At 42.3% G+C, this 16485-nt stretch carries 12 protein-coding genes and 1 tRNA gene; 6 read left to right on the forward strand and 7 right to left on the reverse strand.

Annotated elements, in window-relative coordinates; all coding sequences use genetic code 11:
- Positions 1-403 (reverse strand): hypothetical protein (locus F8R90_RS17715; RefSeq protein WP_196511809.1); only part of this gene is annotated, 403 nt, incomplete at its 3' end.
- Positions 404-683: 280 nt separating this feature from the next.
- Between F8R90_RS17715 and gor the strand changes: the two genes are divergently transcribed.
- The 3 genes from gor to F8R90_RS17730 all read left to right on the forward strand — a co-directional run bounded on the left by gor (position 684) and on the right by F8R90_RS17730 (position 4030).
- Positions 684-2060: a glutathione-disulfide reductase gene (gene gor, locus F8R90_RS17720; RefSeq protein ID WP_196511810.1), complete on the forward strand. Its 1377-nt coding sequence runs from the start codon at positions 684-686 to the stop codon at positions 2058-2060.
- Positions 2061-2135: 75 nt separating this feature from the next.
- Positions 2136-2777: a YqiA/YcfP family alpha/beta fold hydrolase gene (locus F8R90_RS17725; protein ID WP_196511827.1), complete on the forward strand. Its 642-nt coding sequence runs from the start codon at positions 2136-2138 to the stop codon at positions 2775-2777.
- Between the two features lie 107 nt (positions 2778-2884).
- Complete coding sequence (locus tag F8R90_RS17730; RefSeq protein WP_196511811.1) at positions 2885-4030, forward strand: histidinol-phosphate transaminase; 1146 nt, start codon at positions 2885-2887, stop codon at positions 4028-4030.
- Positions 4031-4038: 8 nt separating this feature from the next.
- Here F8R90_RS17730 and F8R90_RS17735 read toward each other — a convergent pair whose 3' ends face one another.
- Together F8R90_RS17735 and F8R90_RS17740 are read right to left on the reverse strand one after the other, a co-directional pair.
- Positions 4039-4593 carry a hypothetical protein gene (locus F8R90_RS17735; RefSeq protein ID WP_196511812.1) on the reverse strand — a complete coding sequence of 185 codons (555 nt, stop codon included), beginning with the start codon at positions 4591-4593 and terminating at the stop codon, positions 4039-4041.
- 628 nt (positions 4594-5221) lie between these two features.
- Positions 5222-5854 (reverse strand): GNAT family N-acetyltransferase, encoded by a 633-nt coding sequence (locus F8R90_RS17740; RefSeq protein WP_230966393.1) that lies wholly within the window; start codon positions 5852-5854, stop codon positions 5222-5224.
- A 1007-nt stretch (positions 5855-6861) separates the two neighbouring features.
- Between F8R90_RS17740 and F8R90_RS17745 the strand changes: the two genes are divergently transcribed.
- From F8R90_RS17745 to F8R90_RS17755, 3 genes are all read left to right on the forward strand, one after another.
- Positions 6862-10407 carry a response regulator gene (locus F8R90_RS17745; RefSeq protein WP_196511814.1) on the forward strand — a complete coding sequence of 1182 codons (3546 nt, stop codon included), beginning with the start codon at positions 6862-6864 and terminating at the stop codon, positions 10405-10407.
- A gap of 68 nt (positions 10408-10475) precedes the next feature.
- The gene (locus F8R90_RS17750) at positions 10476-11714 is read left to right on the forward strand and encodes a hypothetical protein (RefSeq protein ID WP_196511815.1); all 1239 of its coding nucleotides are present in this window, start codon (positions 10476-10478) and stop codon (positions 11712-11714) included.
- A 55-nt stretch (positions 11715-11769) separates the two neighbouring features.
- Positions 11770-11840: transfer RNA gene (locus tag F8R90_RS17755), tRNA-Gly, on the forward strand.
- A gap of 610 nt (positions 11841-12450) precedes the next feature.
- Here F8R90_RS17755 and pstB read toward each other — a convergent pair.
- The 4 genes from pstB to F8R90_RS17775 form a co-directional block, all read right to left on the reverse strand.
- On the reverse strand, positions 12451-13254 hold the full coding sequence (pstB, locus tag F8R90_RS17760) for a phosphate ABC transporter ATP-binding protein PstB (RefSeq protein WP_190892501.1): 804 nt from the start codon (positions 13252-13254) through the stop codon (positions 12451-12453).
- Positions 13255-13307: 53 nt separating this feature from the next.
- Positions 13308-14240, reverse strand: a complete 933-nt coding sequence (gene pstA / locus F8R90_RS17765; protein WP_196511816.1) for a phosphate ABC transporter permease PstA — start codon at positions 14238-14240, stop codon at positions 13308-13310.
- Positions 14237-15178, reverse strand: a complete 942-nt coding sequence (gene pstC, locus F8R90_RS17770; protein WP_196511817.1) for a phosphate ABC transporter permease subunit PstC — start codon at positions 15176-15178, stop codon at positions 14237-14239. The genes pstA and pstC overlap by 4 nt, the downstream gene beginning before the upstream one ends.
- 229 nt (positions 15179-15407) lie before the next feature.
- Entirely contained in the window at positions 15408-16481 is a 1074-nt protein-coding gene (locus tag F8R90_RS17775; RefSeq protein ID WP_196511818.1) for a PstS family phosphate ABC transporter substrate-binding protein, read from the reverse strand.
- Positions 16482-16485 lie beyond the last annotated feature (4 nt).

Below are 16485 nucleotides of genomic sequence, written 5' to 3' on the forward strand. Positions count from 1 at the left end.
CCCGTAACCCCAACTGAGACAACACCCGTAACCCCAACTGAGACAACACCCGTAACCCCAACTGAGACAACACCCGTAACCCCAACTGAGACAACACCCGTAACCCCAACTGAGACAACACCCGTAACCCCAACTGAGACAACACCCGTAACCCCAACTGAGACAACACCCGTAACCCCAACTGAGACAACACCCGTAACCCCAACTGAGACAACACCCGTAACCCCAACTGAGACAACACCCGTAACCCCGACTGAGACAACACCCGTAACCCCGACTGAGACAACACCCGTAACCCCGACTGAGACAACACCCGTAACCCCGACTGACTCTCCAAGCACATAAAACTGCTAATGAGGGTACAAGATATTCTGCGAATGCCGAACGCGGTTCGTTTTGTCATAATTTTGCGTAAGTCCTGAGGACTTAGCTGCTCCATCGCAGTAGCACAGACTTATGCCCGATACCATATGCAGAACCATGACAAATGAATTGTAGTTACTGCCTTTACAGCAACCACAGCAAAAAGTGATATTCCCTACGACTAGAGAACATCTGCTAGCGCTAGATTAAATCAAGGACAGGACTTACACAGAGTTCACCAGATATCCTTATATAGTGCAATCACATTTTCTGTGTAAGCTCCCAAGAACTAACTTGTTGCTAAAGAGATATATAAATCTATGACTTTTGATTACGACCTGTTTGTAATTGGTGCGGGTTCTGGAGGTTTGGCGGCTTCCAAACGGGCGGCTAGCTATGGAGCAAAAGTGGCGATCGCTGAAGATGATTTAGTTGGTGGTACTTGTGTGATTCGTGGTTGCGTTCCCAAAAAACTTATGGTTTATGCTTCTCACTTTCCCGCACTCTTCAGTGAAGCTTCAGGCTATGGCTGGAAAGTAGGTAATGCCGAGTTGGACTGGGAACATTTCATTACATCTATAGATAAGGAAGTTCGGCGACTGTCCCAACTACATATCAGCTTTTTAGAAAAAGCCGGAGTTGAATTAATTCCTAGCCGTGCCACATTGCTAGACTCCCATACAGTAGAAGTTGATGGACGCAAAGTTACAGCAGACAAAATTTTAATTGCTGTTGGCGGGCGTCCCATCAAACCAGATTTACCAGGGATGGAATATGGCATTACCTCTAACGAAATCTTTCATCTAAAAGAACAACCAAAACACATCATCATTCTTGGCGCTGGTTATATTGGCACAGAATTTGCCTGTATCATGCGTGGTTTGGGTTCTGATGTCACACAAATTACCAGAGGTGAAAAGATTTTGAAGGGGTTTGATGAGGACATCACTACAGAAATTGAAGAAGGGATGACGAACCACGGAATTCGATTGATTAAGAATAATGTGGTAAAAACAGTTGAATGCGTGCCGGAAGGATTTAAACTGACTTTATCAGGGGAAGACCAAGAACCAGTAATTGCCGATGTGTTTTTAGTGGCGACTGGTCGAACTCCCAATGTAGATGGACTTGGTTTAGAAAACGCTGGGATTGATGTTGTCGCTAGTTCTATCGAAGGTCCTGGATACGATACCACAAGTGCGATCGCAGTCAATAAATATAGTCAAACTAGTCAAGCAAATATCTTTGCTGTTGGCGATGTCACAGACCGAATCAATTTAACTCCCGTAGCTATTGGCGAAGGTCGCGCCTTTGCTGATAGCGAATTCGGCAATAACCGCCGCGAATTCAGTCACGAAACTGTTCCCACAGCCATATTTTCTACCCCAGAAGCCGCGACAGTAGGCTGGACAGAAGCCGAAGCACGGGAAAAACTCGGTGATGCCGTAAAAATCTTTCGCACTCGCTTTCGCCCCATGTACCACAGTTTGACTGGTAAGCAAGAGAAGATAATGATGAAGTTGGTGGTTGATAGCAACACTGACAAAGTGCTAGGCGCTCACATGGTAGGTGAAAATGCCGCTGAGATAATTCAAGGTATAGCGATCGCTGTGAAGATGGGTGCAACTAAAAAAGATTTTGACGCCACCGTTGGTATCCATCCCTCCGCAGCCGAAGAATTTGTCACAATGCGATAACTCGGTCATTTGTCATTTGTCCTTTGAAATCACAATTGACAAATGACTAAGGACGACCCTAACGGGAAAACTTTAATGCTCACCCAGTATATTTACTTGCACGGCTTCGCTTCCAGTCCTAATTCTGCTAAAGCGAGGGATATAGGCGATCGCTTTGCCCAAATTCATACAAAGCTAAAAATTCCCGATCTAAATGCTGGCGATTTTTCGCAGTTGACAATCACTCGTCAGATAACTCAAGTTGCCGCAGAATTCAGTAATAATTCTACGCCAGTAACGCTCATTGGCTCAAGTTTAGGCGGCTTGACCACTGCCCACTTGGGACAGCAATATTTACAAGTACAACGTCTCGTGCTGCTAGCACCAGCTTTTGAGTTTTTATCCCATTGGTTACCCAAGCTAGGCGATGAAGAAGTACAGCGTTGGCAGCAAGAAAAATATATCATGGTCTACCACTATGGGGAGGAGCGAAAGCTTCCCTTAAGTTACGATTTCGTTACAGATGCTGCCCAATACCAAGAGGAGTTTTTGCAACGTCCTATCCCCACCCTGATTTTGCATGGAAAAAGGGATGAAGTCATTCCCATCGAAGCCAGTCGTAACTTTGGGCGTTCGCGTCCTTGGGTGAAGTTAATCGAACTCGACAGTGACCACGCCTTAGGTAATGTTATGGAAGAAATTTGGCAAGCAATTCGCCTCTTTTGCCAATTACCTTGAAGCTGTAAAATATTAGACTCTCACATCACTAATTGTCCTTAGTCATTTGTCCTTTCTTTAGTTACTAATGACTAATGACCAATGACCAATGACTAATTACTAAAATTATGCTTCCCTTTATCCGGTCAGATTTAGCCCAATTTACCGCGTACAAACCTCACCCCAGCAGCGATACAGCCGGAGCTGTCCCCGCGCAATTTGATCGGCTAGATACAAATGAAAGCCCCTATGATTTACCACCTGAGTTAAAAGAGAAGCTGGTCTGGACGTATCAGCAAGTAATTGAAACAAATCGTTATCCCGATGGCGGACATGAAACACTTAAGGATGCGATCGCCGAATACGTCAATGAATCAGCCGGTCTTTCAATATCCAATACTGCCGCCAATATCTCTGTGGGCAATGGTTCAGATGAACTAATTCGTTCTTTATTAATCGCTACCTGTTTAGGAGGAGAAGGTTCAATTCTAGTTGCCAATCCCACTTTCTCTATGTACGGAATTTTGGCACAAACTTTGGGTATTCCTGTAGTGGCGGTGGGTAGAAATGAAACAAATTTTGAAATTGACTTAGAAGCCGCACAGTCTGCCATCGAACAAACTCAAAATCCCCCCATTCGCGTAGTTTTCGTAGTGCATCCCAATTCGCCGACTGCCAATAGTTTAACTGCGGCAGAGTTGGCATGGTTAAAAAGTCTGAGTGAGCATATTTTGGTAGTAATTGATGAAGCTTACTTTGAATTCAGTCAAACTACCTTAGTAGGTGAATTAGCACAGTGCCCCAATTGGGTTATATTACGCACTTTTTCTAAAGCCTTCCGATTGGCATCTCTCCGTGTTGGTTATTGTGTCGCTCATCCCGAAGCGATCGCCATTTTAGAAAAAGTTCGCTTACCTTACAATCTCCCCAGCTTTTCTATAGCAGCAGCATTAGTTGCTTTACAAAACCGCACACTCTTGCTCGAGTCAATTCCCCAAACCCTAAGTGAACGAGCTAAACTCATCGAAATTTTATCCCAGCAACCAGAACTACAAATTACCGCAAGCGCTGCTAACTTTATTTACCTGCGTTTTAAAGCACATGGCTTTAATTCACAAGATGTTGCGTTAAAAACTTTCCACCAGAAACTTAGGACACTCGGCACTCTTGTGCGACACATTAGCGGAGGATTGCGAATCACTGTAGGAACAATAGAGGAAAACACCCGCACCGTTAATCGAGTACAAGCTGCTTTGGCAAATTTGGAATTTTAGTAATTCACTCAATAATTAAATCGGTTGTCCACCTCACTGCCCAAACGGCGTACTATTCCCACTGTTTGTGGCAGCACACCTACTAAAAGAGCAAAGGCAACATCCGGCAAAAGAGCGACTATTTCTGGCGGAAAGTATTGTTCAAATTGATCGAGAATCTTTTGGACGCGCTGCCCAGCTACAGGGTTTTCTGTAATTTGTTTGATCAATCGAATCCACTGTCGCCTAATCAAGTAAGCCTTCTGGCGTTCTTCATTAGATTCGGGAGTTAATAAAGACAGATTACCTATAGGCAGTGCCCTTTGGCAATCACAATCGTAATCCCCACCCACAGCAGCCCCAGGCCCAGCAAACTCTGCATGGTAGCGTTTAAAGAGGATTAATCCATTTCGTCTACGACTATTGACAATGAAAACTTCTCCACTGTGTAAACGTGTAAGGATATCCGAGCCTTGCGACTGCTCAGTTCCATCTGGCATGACAAGAGAGTCAAGGAAACTAGTTTCAGGGTAATAAGTTGATACCATAGATGTCTGATAGCGCCGATGCTGTTCGCTATCCATGTTTTTTAAACTTTCAACGAATTTGGTAGTAGTATGCACTTCAAAACGGAACTAGCTGTTATGTAAAATTAGGTTGTTGAATTCTTTATATTATCAAGAGTCTTTTCATCAATTTGACTAAAATAGTAACAAATAGGCATTGTTTAATAATTTAGTGATCATATTTTATGAGATATAACTCGATTTGTCTTTAAATTCGGAGAGGGTTTTCTTAAAGTTTTTATAAAGATGAATAACTTAATTACAAAGTTATTATGAGCTATTGCTAATTCCCTAAAGGTAATTGTACAGCTATTTTCATTATAATTAATTTATTTATCTATATAAAAAACTTTAAAATATTTGTTATTTCATGACCAATAAAAAAAGACAAAATTTAATATTTAATCATTATAAGTAAATCTTAAAAACTTATATTTTATTAATATGAAGAAGAGTAATAACCGTAAAATCTTCACATCAAATATCATTAAAATAATTATCTGAAGCTATATACATCTAGATATTTAGCTAATCTTGGCTGACTGAGTTTTTAATTAGGTAAGTTTGTGCTTTGATTGTCGATATTGGTGATTGATTTTTTCCAAAGTACTCACAATATCAAAATTTATAATTGCCAAAATAAAATTTAAATAATGGAATCAGCCCTCAGATGCTTGTGCAATAACATTTGGCTTGAGCGCCTTATGAAAAATGTATTCCAATTAGATTCGACTTTATGCACCCGATATCCCAGCTTAAAATAAAGTTGCCTTGCTTGATGGTTATTTTCCAAAACGTGGAGATATAAGTCTTGAAATCCCCACTCACGAGAAACTTTTTCACAGCTAGCCAGTAAGCCTGAAGCCACACCATGTCTCCGGTATTGTGGGTGAACTGCTAAATTGGATAAGTAAGGAAAACCCGTGCCAACCTGGCTCCACGAATCACTGTAACGTACACCCAGTTCCACACTTCCCACTAAATTATTAGCCGCACCAGTAGTCGCTTCAAAGGCGACTAAACACATATGACGCGGCGGGGGTGATGCCATGCGATGCCTTAAGTCTTCGTAAATACCCAGACGTAGTAATGGAAAAGCCCATCCCCACATACCCTGTTGGGAGTGAAAGCTTTCAGCAATAATTTGGGAAACACCTATCAAATCAGCAGGTGTAGCTGTACGAATTTGAAATTGACAGCACGCTGGATCGATTGGCTGTTGCTGGTATGGATGAAAAAACCGATATTTCAAGGCTAGTTTAGTATTGATTTTATTCAACGAAAATTTTTTCAAATATCCTCAAACACCATTTAAACTGAAGAAAAACTATATATCTACCCAGGAGCTTGAACTAAGCTAACTAAGATTGCTAATTCACTTTTGCTTGTGGATCATACAAAGTTTTACAATTTAGTTTGGGACTTTACAGTCTGTAAGTTTGAAAGAGTCTTAGAAGTTACAGCTTCATACATCTACAATCTTAAGTTCAGTAGGTTCAGGTGCATATTTTACTTTAGGTAGGAAGAATATCAGTCTGTTTACCACAAAAGTATCTGTAAATTCGTACAGGTTTATGTAAATGGGTAGACAAATAGCATAACCTGCCCGTAGGCATTACCTAAAAAATTGTTAATTAAGTACACTACCGACAAACTTTGGTTGCAGTACTGAATTTTTTTATGCAATTGCCGCTACACTAACGGGACTTTGATACTAAGTCATAAGAACGGGCTGTACAGTTAGTGGGGAAGAATCTGCAAGATTATCCCTAACTTCTTAACCACTACCACTTGTCTTAATGATAGTTCTGATTGCTAAATTAGAAAGAGGCATTTGTCTAATAGTATACTTTGGCTTTAAATCTTATTGTTTTAGTTTTTCTGACTCTACCATGACTACCATAAATAAAATTTACCTGCAAGTGTTAGTACAACTGCTGCGGAGGGAAAACTTAATATGCAGCTTCATCTGGATTTTTCAGCTAGCTATGAGTGCTGTATGTAGTATCAGGCGTTGCTCACAGGAGGTGAAGCAAGATTTTGCAAGCAAGCATCGACTCCATAACACTAAAACTGACTATGAAAGCAATTACACTGCACCAAAGCAAACAGTAATCGGCATACGCCATTGAGACGAATTACTGTGAGTAAACGCTCCTACACTCAGCAGTCATGTAGCCAAACAGCCTTATTGGTCGAAATGCTCTGCTCTTACCTGACTCAGAAAAATACTTACCTGATCAGATTATTCTTTATCCGACTGCCGTTGCAGCAGGAAAGCGGTGCATGAAATCCCAAGCAAACAGTAAGCCTAAAATTTTGGTTGTCGATGATGAACCAGACAACCTTGACTTGCTTTACCGCACTTTCTATCGCGACTATAAGGTGCTAAGGGCAAACTCTGGCCCTGCGGCACTCGATCTGCTGGCTCAAGAGGGGGAGGTCGCAGTGATCATCTCCGATCAGCGGATGCCGATGATGAGCGGTACAGAATTTTTGAGCCTGACAGCAACTCAATATCCAGATATTATCCGGATTATTTTAACTGGCTACACCGATGTCGAAGACCTGGTGGAAGCAATTAACGCTGGTAAGGTATTTAAATATGTCACCAAACCGTGGGAAGCTGAGGAACTCAAAGCAGTGGTACGCCAAGCTTTGGATACTCACAATATCCTCAAAGCCCGCACCCGCGAACTTACTCGCACACTCCGACAAGAATCGCTGCTGAATACCGTTACAAATACGATTCGCAGTGCTTTAGACTATCGCCAAATTTTGCAGGCGATTGTAGATACGGTGGGTCATATGTTGGAGGTGGATGTTTGCCTGTTGCGTCCCTTCCAAGATGAGCAGTTAGCGGATAAAGGATTCATTTATCAGAAGGCTCTTTCTGAAGAGGCAGGGGAGCACACACAAGCAGAGGTGCAGGCAAATAATTCTTCTGCTGCGTCCTTCTCAACCTCTGCCCCTCTGCCTCTTTTGGCTCAGACTGTGTGGGAAACCCGCGAAGTCCAGGTGATTCACGATGTAACTGATGATGAGCGTATTCACGGTAATACTCCCGAACTCCGCCAACGTGAGGCAGCTTTTATTGCCGCTAACATTTGCTCTAGTTTAGTTGTGCCATTGATCTGCCAACAAGAACTGATGGCAGTGCTAGCACTACATCAGTGTTCTTTGCCTCGCTTCTGGGGGGATGATGAGGTGCAGTTAGTGTTGATGGTGGCGGATCAGGCAGCTTTAGCTTTGTCTCAAGCTTATGCTTACGAACAAGTACGTGCCCTTGCCAAGCGAGAGAGCTTAATTAATACAATTACTAGCGCGATTCGCTCTAGCTTAGACCCCCAAGATATTTTTGCCGCTATCACCCAGCAATTGGGACAAGCTTTACAAGTCGATGGCTGCGTCCTGTCTTTGTGGACAGAGGAAGATGAGTTTGTCGAGTGTGTGGGCTTGTATGAAAGTTTTCAACATTCGGAAAATTTGCGTAGGCACATCTCGCCGCAGTTGCCAGTTCTAGATAATAATCTTAGTAGTAATAATCACCTATCAACTCAGAGATTACCTTATTCTCAATCATCTATACAGGAGAATCCAATCCTGCAACAAATGCTACAGACACATGAACCTGTGGTAATTGGTAATGTGAGCCATTCTCCCTCAGATGTGCAGGGTTTTGATTTGCCTTTAAAAATGCCAGCACGATCGCTAATGTTTGTGCCATTATTGGCTGATGGGAAATGTATCGGTAGTATTACTTTACACGAGGGTAAAAAAGTACGCCGATGGCTGTCATCTGATATCGATTTGGCTAAAGCAGTAGCATCTCAAGCAGCGATCGCTGTGCAGCAGTCACATCTGTATCAAAAAACCCGCCAACAAGCTGAACGCTTACTGGAATTAGACAAACAAAAAACTGAATTTTTCCAAAATATCTCCCATGAGTTTCGCACACCCATCACCTTGATTCAAGGGCCTTTAGAGTCGGCGGTGGCGTCTGGTGAAGGATTATCTTACTCCCAAAGTGCGATCGCCCTGCGTAACTCTCGCCGCCTGCTGCGACTAGTAAATCAACTTTTGGATTTACAACGCCTGGATGCGGGGAGAATGCAGCCTAGTTTCCGCCCTTGCGATCTAGTCGAATTTGTCAGCCAAATTGTTGAATCTTTTCGTCCCTACTGTGAGAAAAAAGGCCTGCATCTCGCCACCCAGTTAGATGAATGTTCTACGGTGTACTTGGATATGGAAAAATTTGACAAGGTGGTTTACAACCTCCTGTCAAATGCCATGAAGTTCACTCCCGAAGGTGGCACAATCAGTGTCAGACTAAAATCTGAACATGATCGTTGCATATTACAAGTACAAGATACTGGAATTGGCATTATTAAAGAACAAATTCCCCACCTATTTGAGCGCTTCCGCCAAGCTGAAGGTTCAGCAAACCGCTCCTATGAAGGCAGTGGTTTGGGTTTAGCTTTAGTTAAAGAATTGGTAGAACTACATGGTGGTCAAGTCACAGTGGAATCAGTTTACGGAGAAGGTACTACCTTTAGTTTATGGCTTGTTAGTGGAAATGCTCATTTACCCGCACAACAAGTACTAGAAACGCGTACTGAACTGAATACAAGCCGAGCTAGTGTAGAATTGGCTGATTTAGAACTGTTAGAGGCAACAACAGACAATATTGAAGATATTACACTAAATTTCTCCCCCAATGTTGATACTCAAGACTCAGCACTTAAGACTCAGCACTCAATTTTAGTTGTAGATGACAACCCGGATTTGCGAACCTATGTATCTGATATTTTCCGCCGCAACGGCTATCATGTACGCACAGCTCGTAACGGTTATGAAGGGCACGGTATAGCTAAGGAAATTATACCCAGCTTGATTGTGACTGATTTAATGATGCCCTTGGTGAGCGGACTTGAGATGATTCAGATGATCCGCAATGAGGAGAAGTTGAAAGGAATACCAATCATTCTGTTGACAGCAAAAGTAGACGAGGAAACCCGCATCGAAGGTACAGAACATGGCGCGGATGCTTATTTAGCAAAACCATTCAATGATCGGGAGCTTTTGGCGGAAGTTCGAAATCTTTTAGCATTGAAGGAAAATGAACGACGAATCGTGGAATTAAATACTTATCTAACAGAATCGGTGTTAAAACGCTTTTTACCGGCTGTATTGGTACAAAAAGCCGCAACTGGAGATTTAACGTTAGATTTGCGCCCAGAACCACGCTTAATTACAGTTTTATTTAGTGACATTGTGGGTTTTACGCAGCTAGCAAATACTCTCAGATCCCGGCGAGTAGCAGAGTTACTAAATGAATATTTAGAAGCCATGACCAAGGTTGTATTTGGCAATGGCGGCACTGTAGATAAATTTATGGGAGATGCTATCTTAGCTTTATACGGAGCGCCGGAAGAACTAACCCCTAATGAACAGGTACGTCGTGCGATCAACACAGCAAGAGCAATGCACCGCTCACTAGCTGACTTGAACCAGCGCTGGCGAGACCAAGGTGTATTCGACGGTGACAAACTTACTAGCGTACAGTTCCGGTGCGGTATCCACCAAGGTACTGCTGTTGTGGGGATGTTTGGTAGCGCTGAACGTGCCGATTATACTGCCATTGGTCCAAGTGTGAATATTGCTGCAAGGTTGCAAGCTGCGGCTGTTCCCGGTACTATCCTGGTTTCTGCGGCTGTGGCAGATTATTTGCAAGAAGAAGAAATTACTAAAGGTAGTCCGTTAGAACTTAAAGGAGTAGATGAAACAGTTTTGACCTTCGCTGTTAAACCAGAGCTAATTGTTAATCGCTAAAATTTAGACTGGTATTTTAAAGCATTACCAATGAGTAAGAGTGCCTAATCATATCCAGTTTCTATAATATGACACCATCAGTTGCAGACAAAACTCCAATTCCAGCGAAGGTCTGGAGGCGACACACCGATCCACCATCTTTGTGGATTTCTGTCGTGATAGGTTCAGTCTCTCTGCACTTGCTGGTGTTCTGGCTGATGCGCTCATCTAATGCATTTAGTCTGTGGTTTCCTCAGCAAAGTCAATCTGCTGTTCCCATTGAATTAATAGACATTGCTCCCAAAACAAAAACAACAGCTAAAACAGTTTCGCCAAAGCCAGCATCCGCAAATCAAAAGTCTGTACCAGCGCGTTCACCACAAACAGCACGAACCATGCCCAGAAATCAAGATTTTGGCGCAGTAAATTCTGCTGATAATCTCCAGCAAAAGAGCCGAACTTACGCCTCTCAACCTCATAAGCAACCCTTTAGCCAATGGAGAGTTCCTACGCCAACGCCGACACCGACATTTACACCTACAGCCACACCGACACCGACACCTACATTTACATCGACCCCAATACCGAAATCTACACTGATACCAACACCGACACCTACAGTTCCAATCGGTAATCTACCTTGGAACCGCCGTCAAGAAATCAAACTGGGAAAGGGAACGCTACTACCAACAGGCATTCCATCAAATCCACCTGTTTCGGAACCTGAAAACAGAGAAACTCCAGCAACTCCGACTAGGGAAACTCCAGCAACTCCGACTAAGGGAACTCCGCCAACCCCGACTAAGGATACTCCGCCAACTCCCACTAGGGAAACTCCAGCAACTCCGACTAAGGAAACTCCACCAACCCCGACTAGAGAAACTTCACCAACTCGAACTAGAGAAACTCCACCAACTCCGACAGAGGGAGCATCGCTAGTAATAGTAGATCCTTTACCTAGAGATGAAATGAGTAACTTGATAGAAACAAGAGGATTTCGACAAGATGCTTTACCTGATGTTATCGCTAGATACAGCGGAAGCACCACAAAACAGTTGGATTCAAGTTTTCTACCAAGCGATTCCGAAGTTAAGCCTGCACAGATCCTTGCTAGCTTAGTAATTGATCACAATGGCAACTTTCAACAGGCTCTAGTTATAGAAATAGAACCAGCAATACAGCAAAGTGAAAAAATCACATATGAGCGAGTTCTCAACGAGGTTTTCAAAACAGAAAACTTTGTTGCTGCTCACAACAACGATGGCACAAAACCAGATTTGAGCAATCTTTTTGTACGGATCACAATCCAAGCTGCCAATTCCAACTAAATACTTGACTTGAATTTTTGCAAAATCTGTGTTAACTTTATAAAGTTGGAAAACTGCGGGCGTAGTTTAGTGGTAAAACTATAGCCTTCCAAGCTATTAATGCGGGTTCGATTCCCGCCGCCCGCTTAGAAAAAGCTCTAAAACGCAATAGTGAATAGAGCGTGAACTGAAACGGTATCTGAATTAAAAAGACTTAGGGCAAAATTCCCTTGTTAAATTAGGTAAAGTTTTAGCAAATTATACTATTACAACAAGTAAGTCTCGGCTTGGTAAAATAACCAGTTAGATAAATAACTATTTCAATTATCCAATGCCTGCTATGTAAGTAAGTGGGCAAGAATAAATTCAACCATGTTACATAATGTAAAATTAATTATATAAATTGGCTTGTAGTAAGCGGCTAGAGCCGCTTACTACAAGCCTTTAATTATTCACGCCACTTATTTAGTTATTACAATATCTACAAGTAGATAATAAATAGCAAATAGCAAGTCGCTCTAATGCTAATACTACGTTAGTCGGTCTATTTTGGAGTGGGTATGTTGTCTTTCCGTAACCAGCTGACGCAAGTCTTATGTTAACAGCTTAATTATTGCTTTTCTTGACTAAGTAACAGTCATAATTGATCAAGCGATCGCCAACCTTGGCAAAGAAATAAAAAACTAGAGGAATATCGCACAGCTTTTATTTTCGAGTATCCCTCATTGTTCTAACATCAACAATGTGAAATATTTCTTTACCCAAATTTGCCACTGACGTAATCTCGGGTATCTTCCTGTTGAGGATTGTTAAAAATATTCTCTGTAAAGTTGTATTCGACCAGATATCCCATTTTGCTGCCCGTTTCTGTCGCCTGTGCATTGAAAAAGGCTGTCATATCAGACACCCGTGCGGCTTGTTGCATATTATGGGTAACGATAATAATGGTATATTGGGACTTCAGTTCTTGGAGTAATTCTTCAACCCGCAAAGTTGAAATTGGGTCAAGAGCAGAGCAGGGTTCATCCATTAGCAAAACCTCTGGTTGAATTGCGAGCGCACGAGCAATGCACAAGCGTTGCTGTTGACCACCAGATATAGATAAACCACTTTGTTTGAGTTTGTGCTTAACTTCATCCCATAAAGCAGCTTGCCGTAAACTCCGCTCTACCAATTCATCCATATCACCGCGATAACCATTAATCCGTGCTCCAAAGGCGATATTTTCATAAATTGACTTTGGAAAGGGGTTAGGCTTTTGAAAAACCATACCAACCCGACGGCGTAATTCTACTGTGTCAATTCTTTTGTCATAAATATCGGTTTCACCAAAGGTAATTCTTCCTTCAATCCGTGCACCAGGAATCAAGTCATTTAAACGGTTAAAACATCTTAGTACAGTGCTTTTACCGCATCCAGAAGGACCAATAAGAGCAGTAATTTTATTTTTGCCAATGTTTAGGTTAACATCACGAACTGCTTTGAAATTACCATAGAAAACAGATAATTGTTCAGCTTGTAAAATATTCTCGGAAGTAGCGGTTTTTGAGCTTGATACCATACAAAAATTTCAGGTAAATCCTGAAAATCTACATTTAAATGAGGTCGATTTATTTAGCGTGACTGCTGGAATTTATTGCGTAAAAATATTGCTGTTGAATTCATTAACAGCAGCACAATCATCAAAACAACAATACCAGCAGCAGCATTCTGGTGAAACTCTACTTGAGGGCGAGAAACCCAGTCAAAAATTTGAATTGGCAGTGCTGTAAAAGAACTTTGCAAACCTTGTGGAGAAAGCTGAGGCAAGAAAGTAATAAACCCAACAGCCCCAATTACAATCAATGGAGCCGTCTCACCGATCGCTCGTGAAAGTGCCAGAATAGTACCGGTAAGTATACCCGGTAAAGCAATGGGGAAAATTTGTTCTCGGATGATTTGCCACCTGTTAGCACCAAGGGCAAAACCTGCTTGTCGCAAACTATCGGGAACCGCACGTAGCGCTTCACGAGTAGTAATGATGATAATTGGTAGAATCAATAAACTTAAAGTTAAAGCACCAGCTAGCACTGTGCGTCCCTTAGTTATTGGTTCCATTACCCGCACAAAAATTTGTAAGCCCAGCAAGCCATAAATAATTGATGGCACTGCGGCTAAATTTGCAATATTGATTTCAATTAACCGAGTAAACCAGTTGTCCTGGGCATACTCTTCTAAGAAAATTCCTGCGCCTACTCCTAAAGGAAATGAAATTAAAGCCGTTATTACTAAGAGCCAAATAGTACCAACTAAGGGAGCTAATACTCCAGAAGAAGAGGCACGACGCGAGGAAAAACTGGTAAGAAAAGACCAATTCAAGCGTCCAACACCGTCAGTTAAGACATCAATGAGCAAAATAGCTAATATCAACAACGCAAATAAAGTTGCAACCCAAGTAGCGATCGCAAAAACTTTGTCAAGGTTGTAGCGTTTATTGATCGATAGGTTAAAGTTCGGATTTGCCCCAGAGTCAGACAGATTTGTAGATTGAATATTGCCCTTTGTCATTCGTATTTCTCCCGGAAGCGACGAACAAACCAGTAACTAAAAATATTTAGGGCTAAGGTTATGAGAAATAAAGTCATACCTACCGCAAAAATAGTTTTATAGGCCAGTGAGCCTGCTGGTGTGTCTCCTTTACTTACTTGGACAATGTATGCTGTCATTGTCTGAATAGGCACTAGCGGATTTAAGCCCAATTGAGGATTTTGACCAGCCGCGATAGTAACAATCATTGTTTCACCAATAGCGCGGGAAATAGCCAAGATAAAAGAAGCTACTATCCCAGATAAAGCCGCTGGTAAAACTACTGAAAGAATTGTTTCCCGCTTAGTTGATCCCAATGCATACGCACCTTCCCGCAAACTACGCGGAACTGAATAAAGAGCGTCTTCACTCAAAGAAGCTACCAGAGGGATAATCGAAATTCCCAATACTATACCTGCACTCAAAGCATTGAATCCCTGCATCCCTGGGATGAATGTTTGAAGAAAGGGTGTAACTGTGAACAATGCAAAGTAACCAAACACAACAGTGGGTACCCCTGCCAATACTTCTAGGGCTGGCTTTAGCCATTTGCGAAGTTTAGCTGGAGCATACTCACTTAAGCAGATGGCAGCTAACAATCCCAGTGGTAGAGCTACTGCGATCGCAATTACAGATATGAGCAATGTGGCGCTAATTAGCACCATGATTCCGAACTGCTTATTAGTAAACAGCGGTGTCCATTGTGTGTCTGTTAAAAACTGCCAGATCGAAACTTCTTGAAAAAATTCAACAGTCTCAAAAATCAGTGTTAAGACAATGCCAATTGTGGTTACAACCGAGATCAAAGCAAACAAGGCGAACAGGACTTTGACGCCAGTTTCTACACGTTTACTCAAAGTCCGATTGGGCTGCCATAAGTTGGAATTACCTGGTTGATTAGATAACGGGTTGTAAGTCATTTGCGGACAACCTCATAAATTCAAACTCTCTTTGTATGTATGGACACACTACCATTCTATGAGAACTGGCCTTAGGCTGGAAATAAAGCTTACTTTCAAGACCATAAGCCTTAAATAAAGCCAGTATAAGCAGACTTTTTTTGATAAGCTCCTACTTCCAGCTACTAGGGCTTAGTGCAAATTGTGCAGATAAACTCGCATTTTCAAACAAGTAATTAGTGGATAACTCTTACTTTTCTTGCTTGAGAAGGTCTTTTAAAGTAACACCCACTTGAGAACCCTTACCCTCAAAAATCGAACCTACTTTTCCACTATTAAAGCGTCCCTGAACTTCAGTCAGTAGATCGCTAGGTAAAGGTACATAGCCCACTTCTGTAACTAGCTTTTGGTTTGCTGGAGCATAATTGAAATCAACAAAAGCCTTGACTTCAGGACGAGTCGCCGCAGTTTTCTTAACGTAGATAAACTCTGGGCGCGAAAGCGGCTGATAAGTACCATCGCCGATGGTTTGTGGACTTGGCTGAACACAGCCCTTACCACCATCAATGCCAACCAGCTTTAACTTCTCTTTGTTGTTCTCATAATAGGCATAGCCAAAGAAGGCTATACCACCTTGATCAGCGCCTACACCCTGTACCAGGGTGTTGTCATCTTCACTAGCAGTGAAATCCCCTCGGCTTTGCCCTTCTTTACCCACAACGGCTTGAGTGAAATAGTCGTAAGTACCAGAGTCAGTACCAGGGCCATACAAACCTATTTTCTGTGCAGGAAATTTCGGGTTAATTTGGTTCCATTGGGTAATTTTGCCTTGAGCCGCAGGTTCCCACATTTTCTTTAGTTCATCAACTTTGAGGCAAGCTGCAAAGTTGTTTTGGGGGTTAACCACTACAGATAGACCATCGTAAGCAATTGGCAATTCAATGTACTCGATATTACCTTTTTTACATAGTTCCACTTCTTCCGGCTTAATGGGGCGGGAAGCATTAGAAATATCAGTTTCACCCGCACAGAATTTCTTGAAGCCGCCACCTGTACCAGAGGAAGCCACAGTAACTTGCACCCCAGGATTAGCCTTTTGAAACTCTTCTGCCATCGCCTCAGAAATAGGATAGACGGTACTAGAACCATCAATCTGGACTTTTCCAGATAAATTTGATCCGGTTGCTGTGTTGGTGGCTGGGGTAGCGCCGCCATCAGCTGCTGGGCTAGAGTTGTTAGAAGCTTGATTATTATCGCCGCAAGAGCCAATACCAATTGCTAGAGCAACCAGGGGAGCAACCAACTGCACCTTTGAAGAGAACATAAGG

Source organism: Nostoc sp. NZL (assembly GCF_015714705.1).
Classification (GTDB): domain Bacteria; phylum Cyanobacteriota; class Cyanobacteriia; order Cyanobacteriales; family Nostocaceae; genus Nostoc; species Nostoc foliaceum_A.

What these genes read in the sequence shown, in the direction of transcription:
- gor (WP_196511810.1), top strand. Translation starts at nt 684, where the DNA reads ATGACTTTTGATTACGACCTGTTTGTAATTGGTGCGGGTTCTGGAGGT.
- F8R90_RS17730 (WP_196511811.1), top strand. Translation starts at nt 2,885, where the DNA reads ATGCTTCCCTTTATCCGGTCAGATTTAGCCCAATTTACCGCGTACAAA.
- F8R90_RS17725 (WP_196511827.1), top strand. Translation starts at nt 2,136, where the DNA reads ATGCTCACCCAGTATATTTACTTGCACGGCTTCGCTTCCAGTCCTAAT.
- pstB (WP_190892501.1), bottom strand. Translation starts at nt 13,254, where the DNA reads ATGGTATCAAGCTCAAAAACCGCTACTTCCGAGAATATTTTACAAGCT.
- F8R90_RS17735 (WP_196511812.1), bottom strand. Translation starts at nt 4,593, where the DNA reads ATGGATAGCGAACAGCATCGGCGCTATCAGACATCTATGGTATCAACT.
- F8R90_RS17750 (WP_196511815.1), top strand. Translation starts at nt 10,476, where the DNA reads ATGACACCATCAGTTGCAGACAAAACTCCAATTCCAGCGAAGGTCTGG.
- pstC (WP_196511817.1), bottom strand. Translation starts at nt 15,178, where the DNA reads ATGACTTACAACCCGTTATCTAATCAACCAGGTAATTCCAACTTATGG.
- pstA (WP_196511816.1), bottom strand. Translation starts at nt 14,240, where the DNA reads ATGACAAAGGGCAATATTCAATCTACAAATCTGTCTGACTCTGGGGCA.
- F8R90_RS17745 (WP_196511814.1), top strand. Translation starts at nt 6,862, where the DNA reads ATGAAATCCCAAGCAAACAGTAAGCCTAAAATTTTGGTTGTCGATGAT.
- F8R90_RS17775 (WP_196511818.1), bottom strand. Translation starts at nt 16,481, where the DNA reads ATGTTCTCTTCAAAGGTGCAGTTGGTTGCTCCCCTGGTTGCTCTAGCA.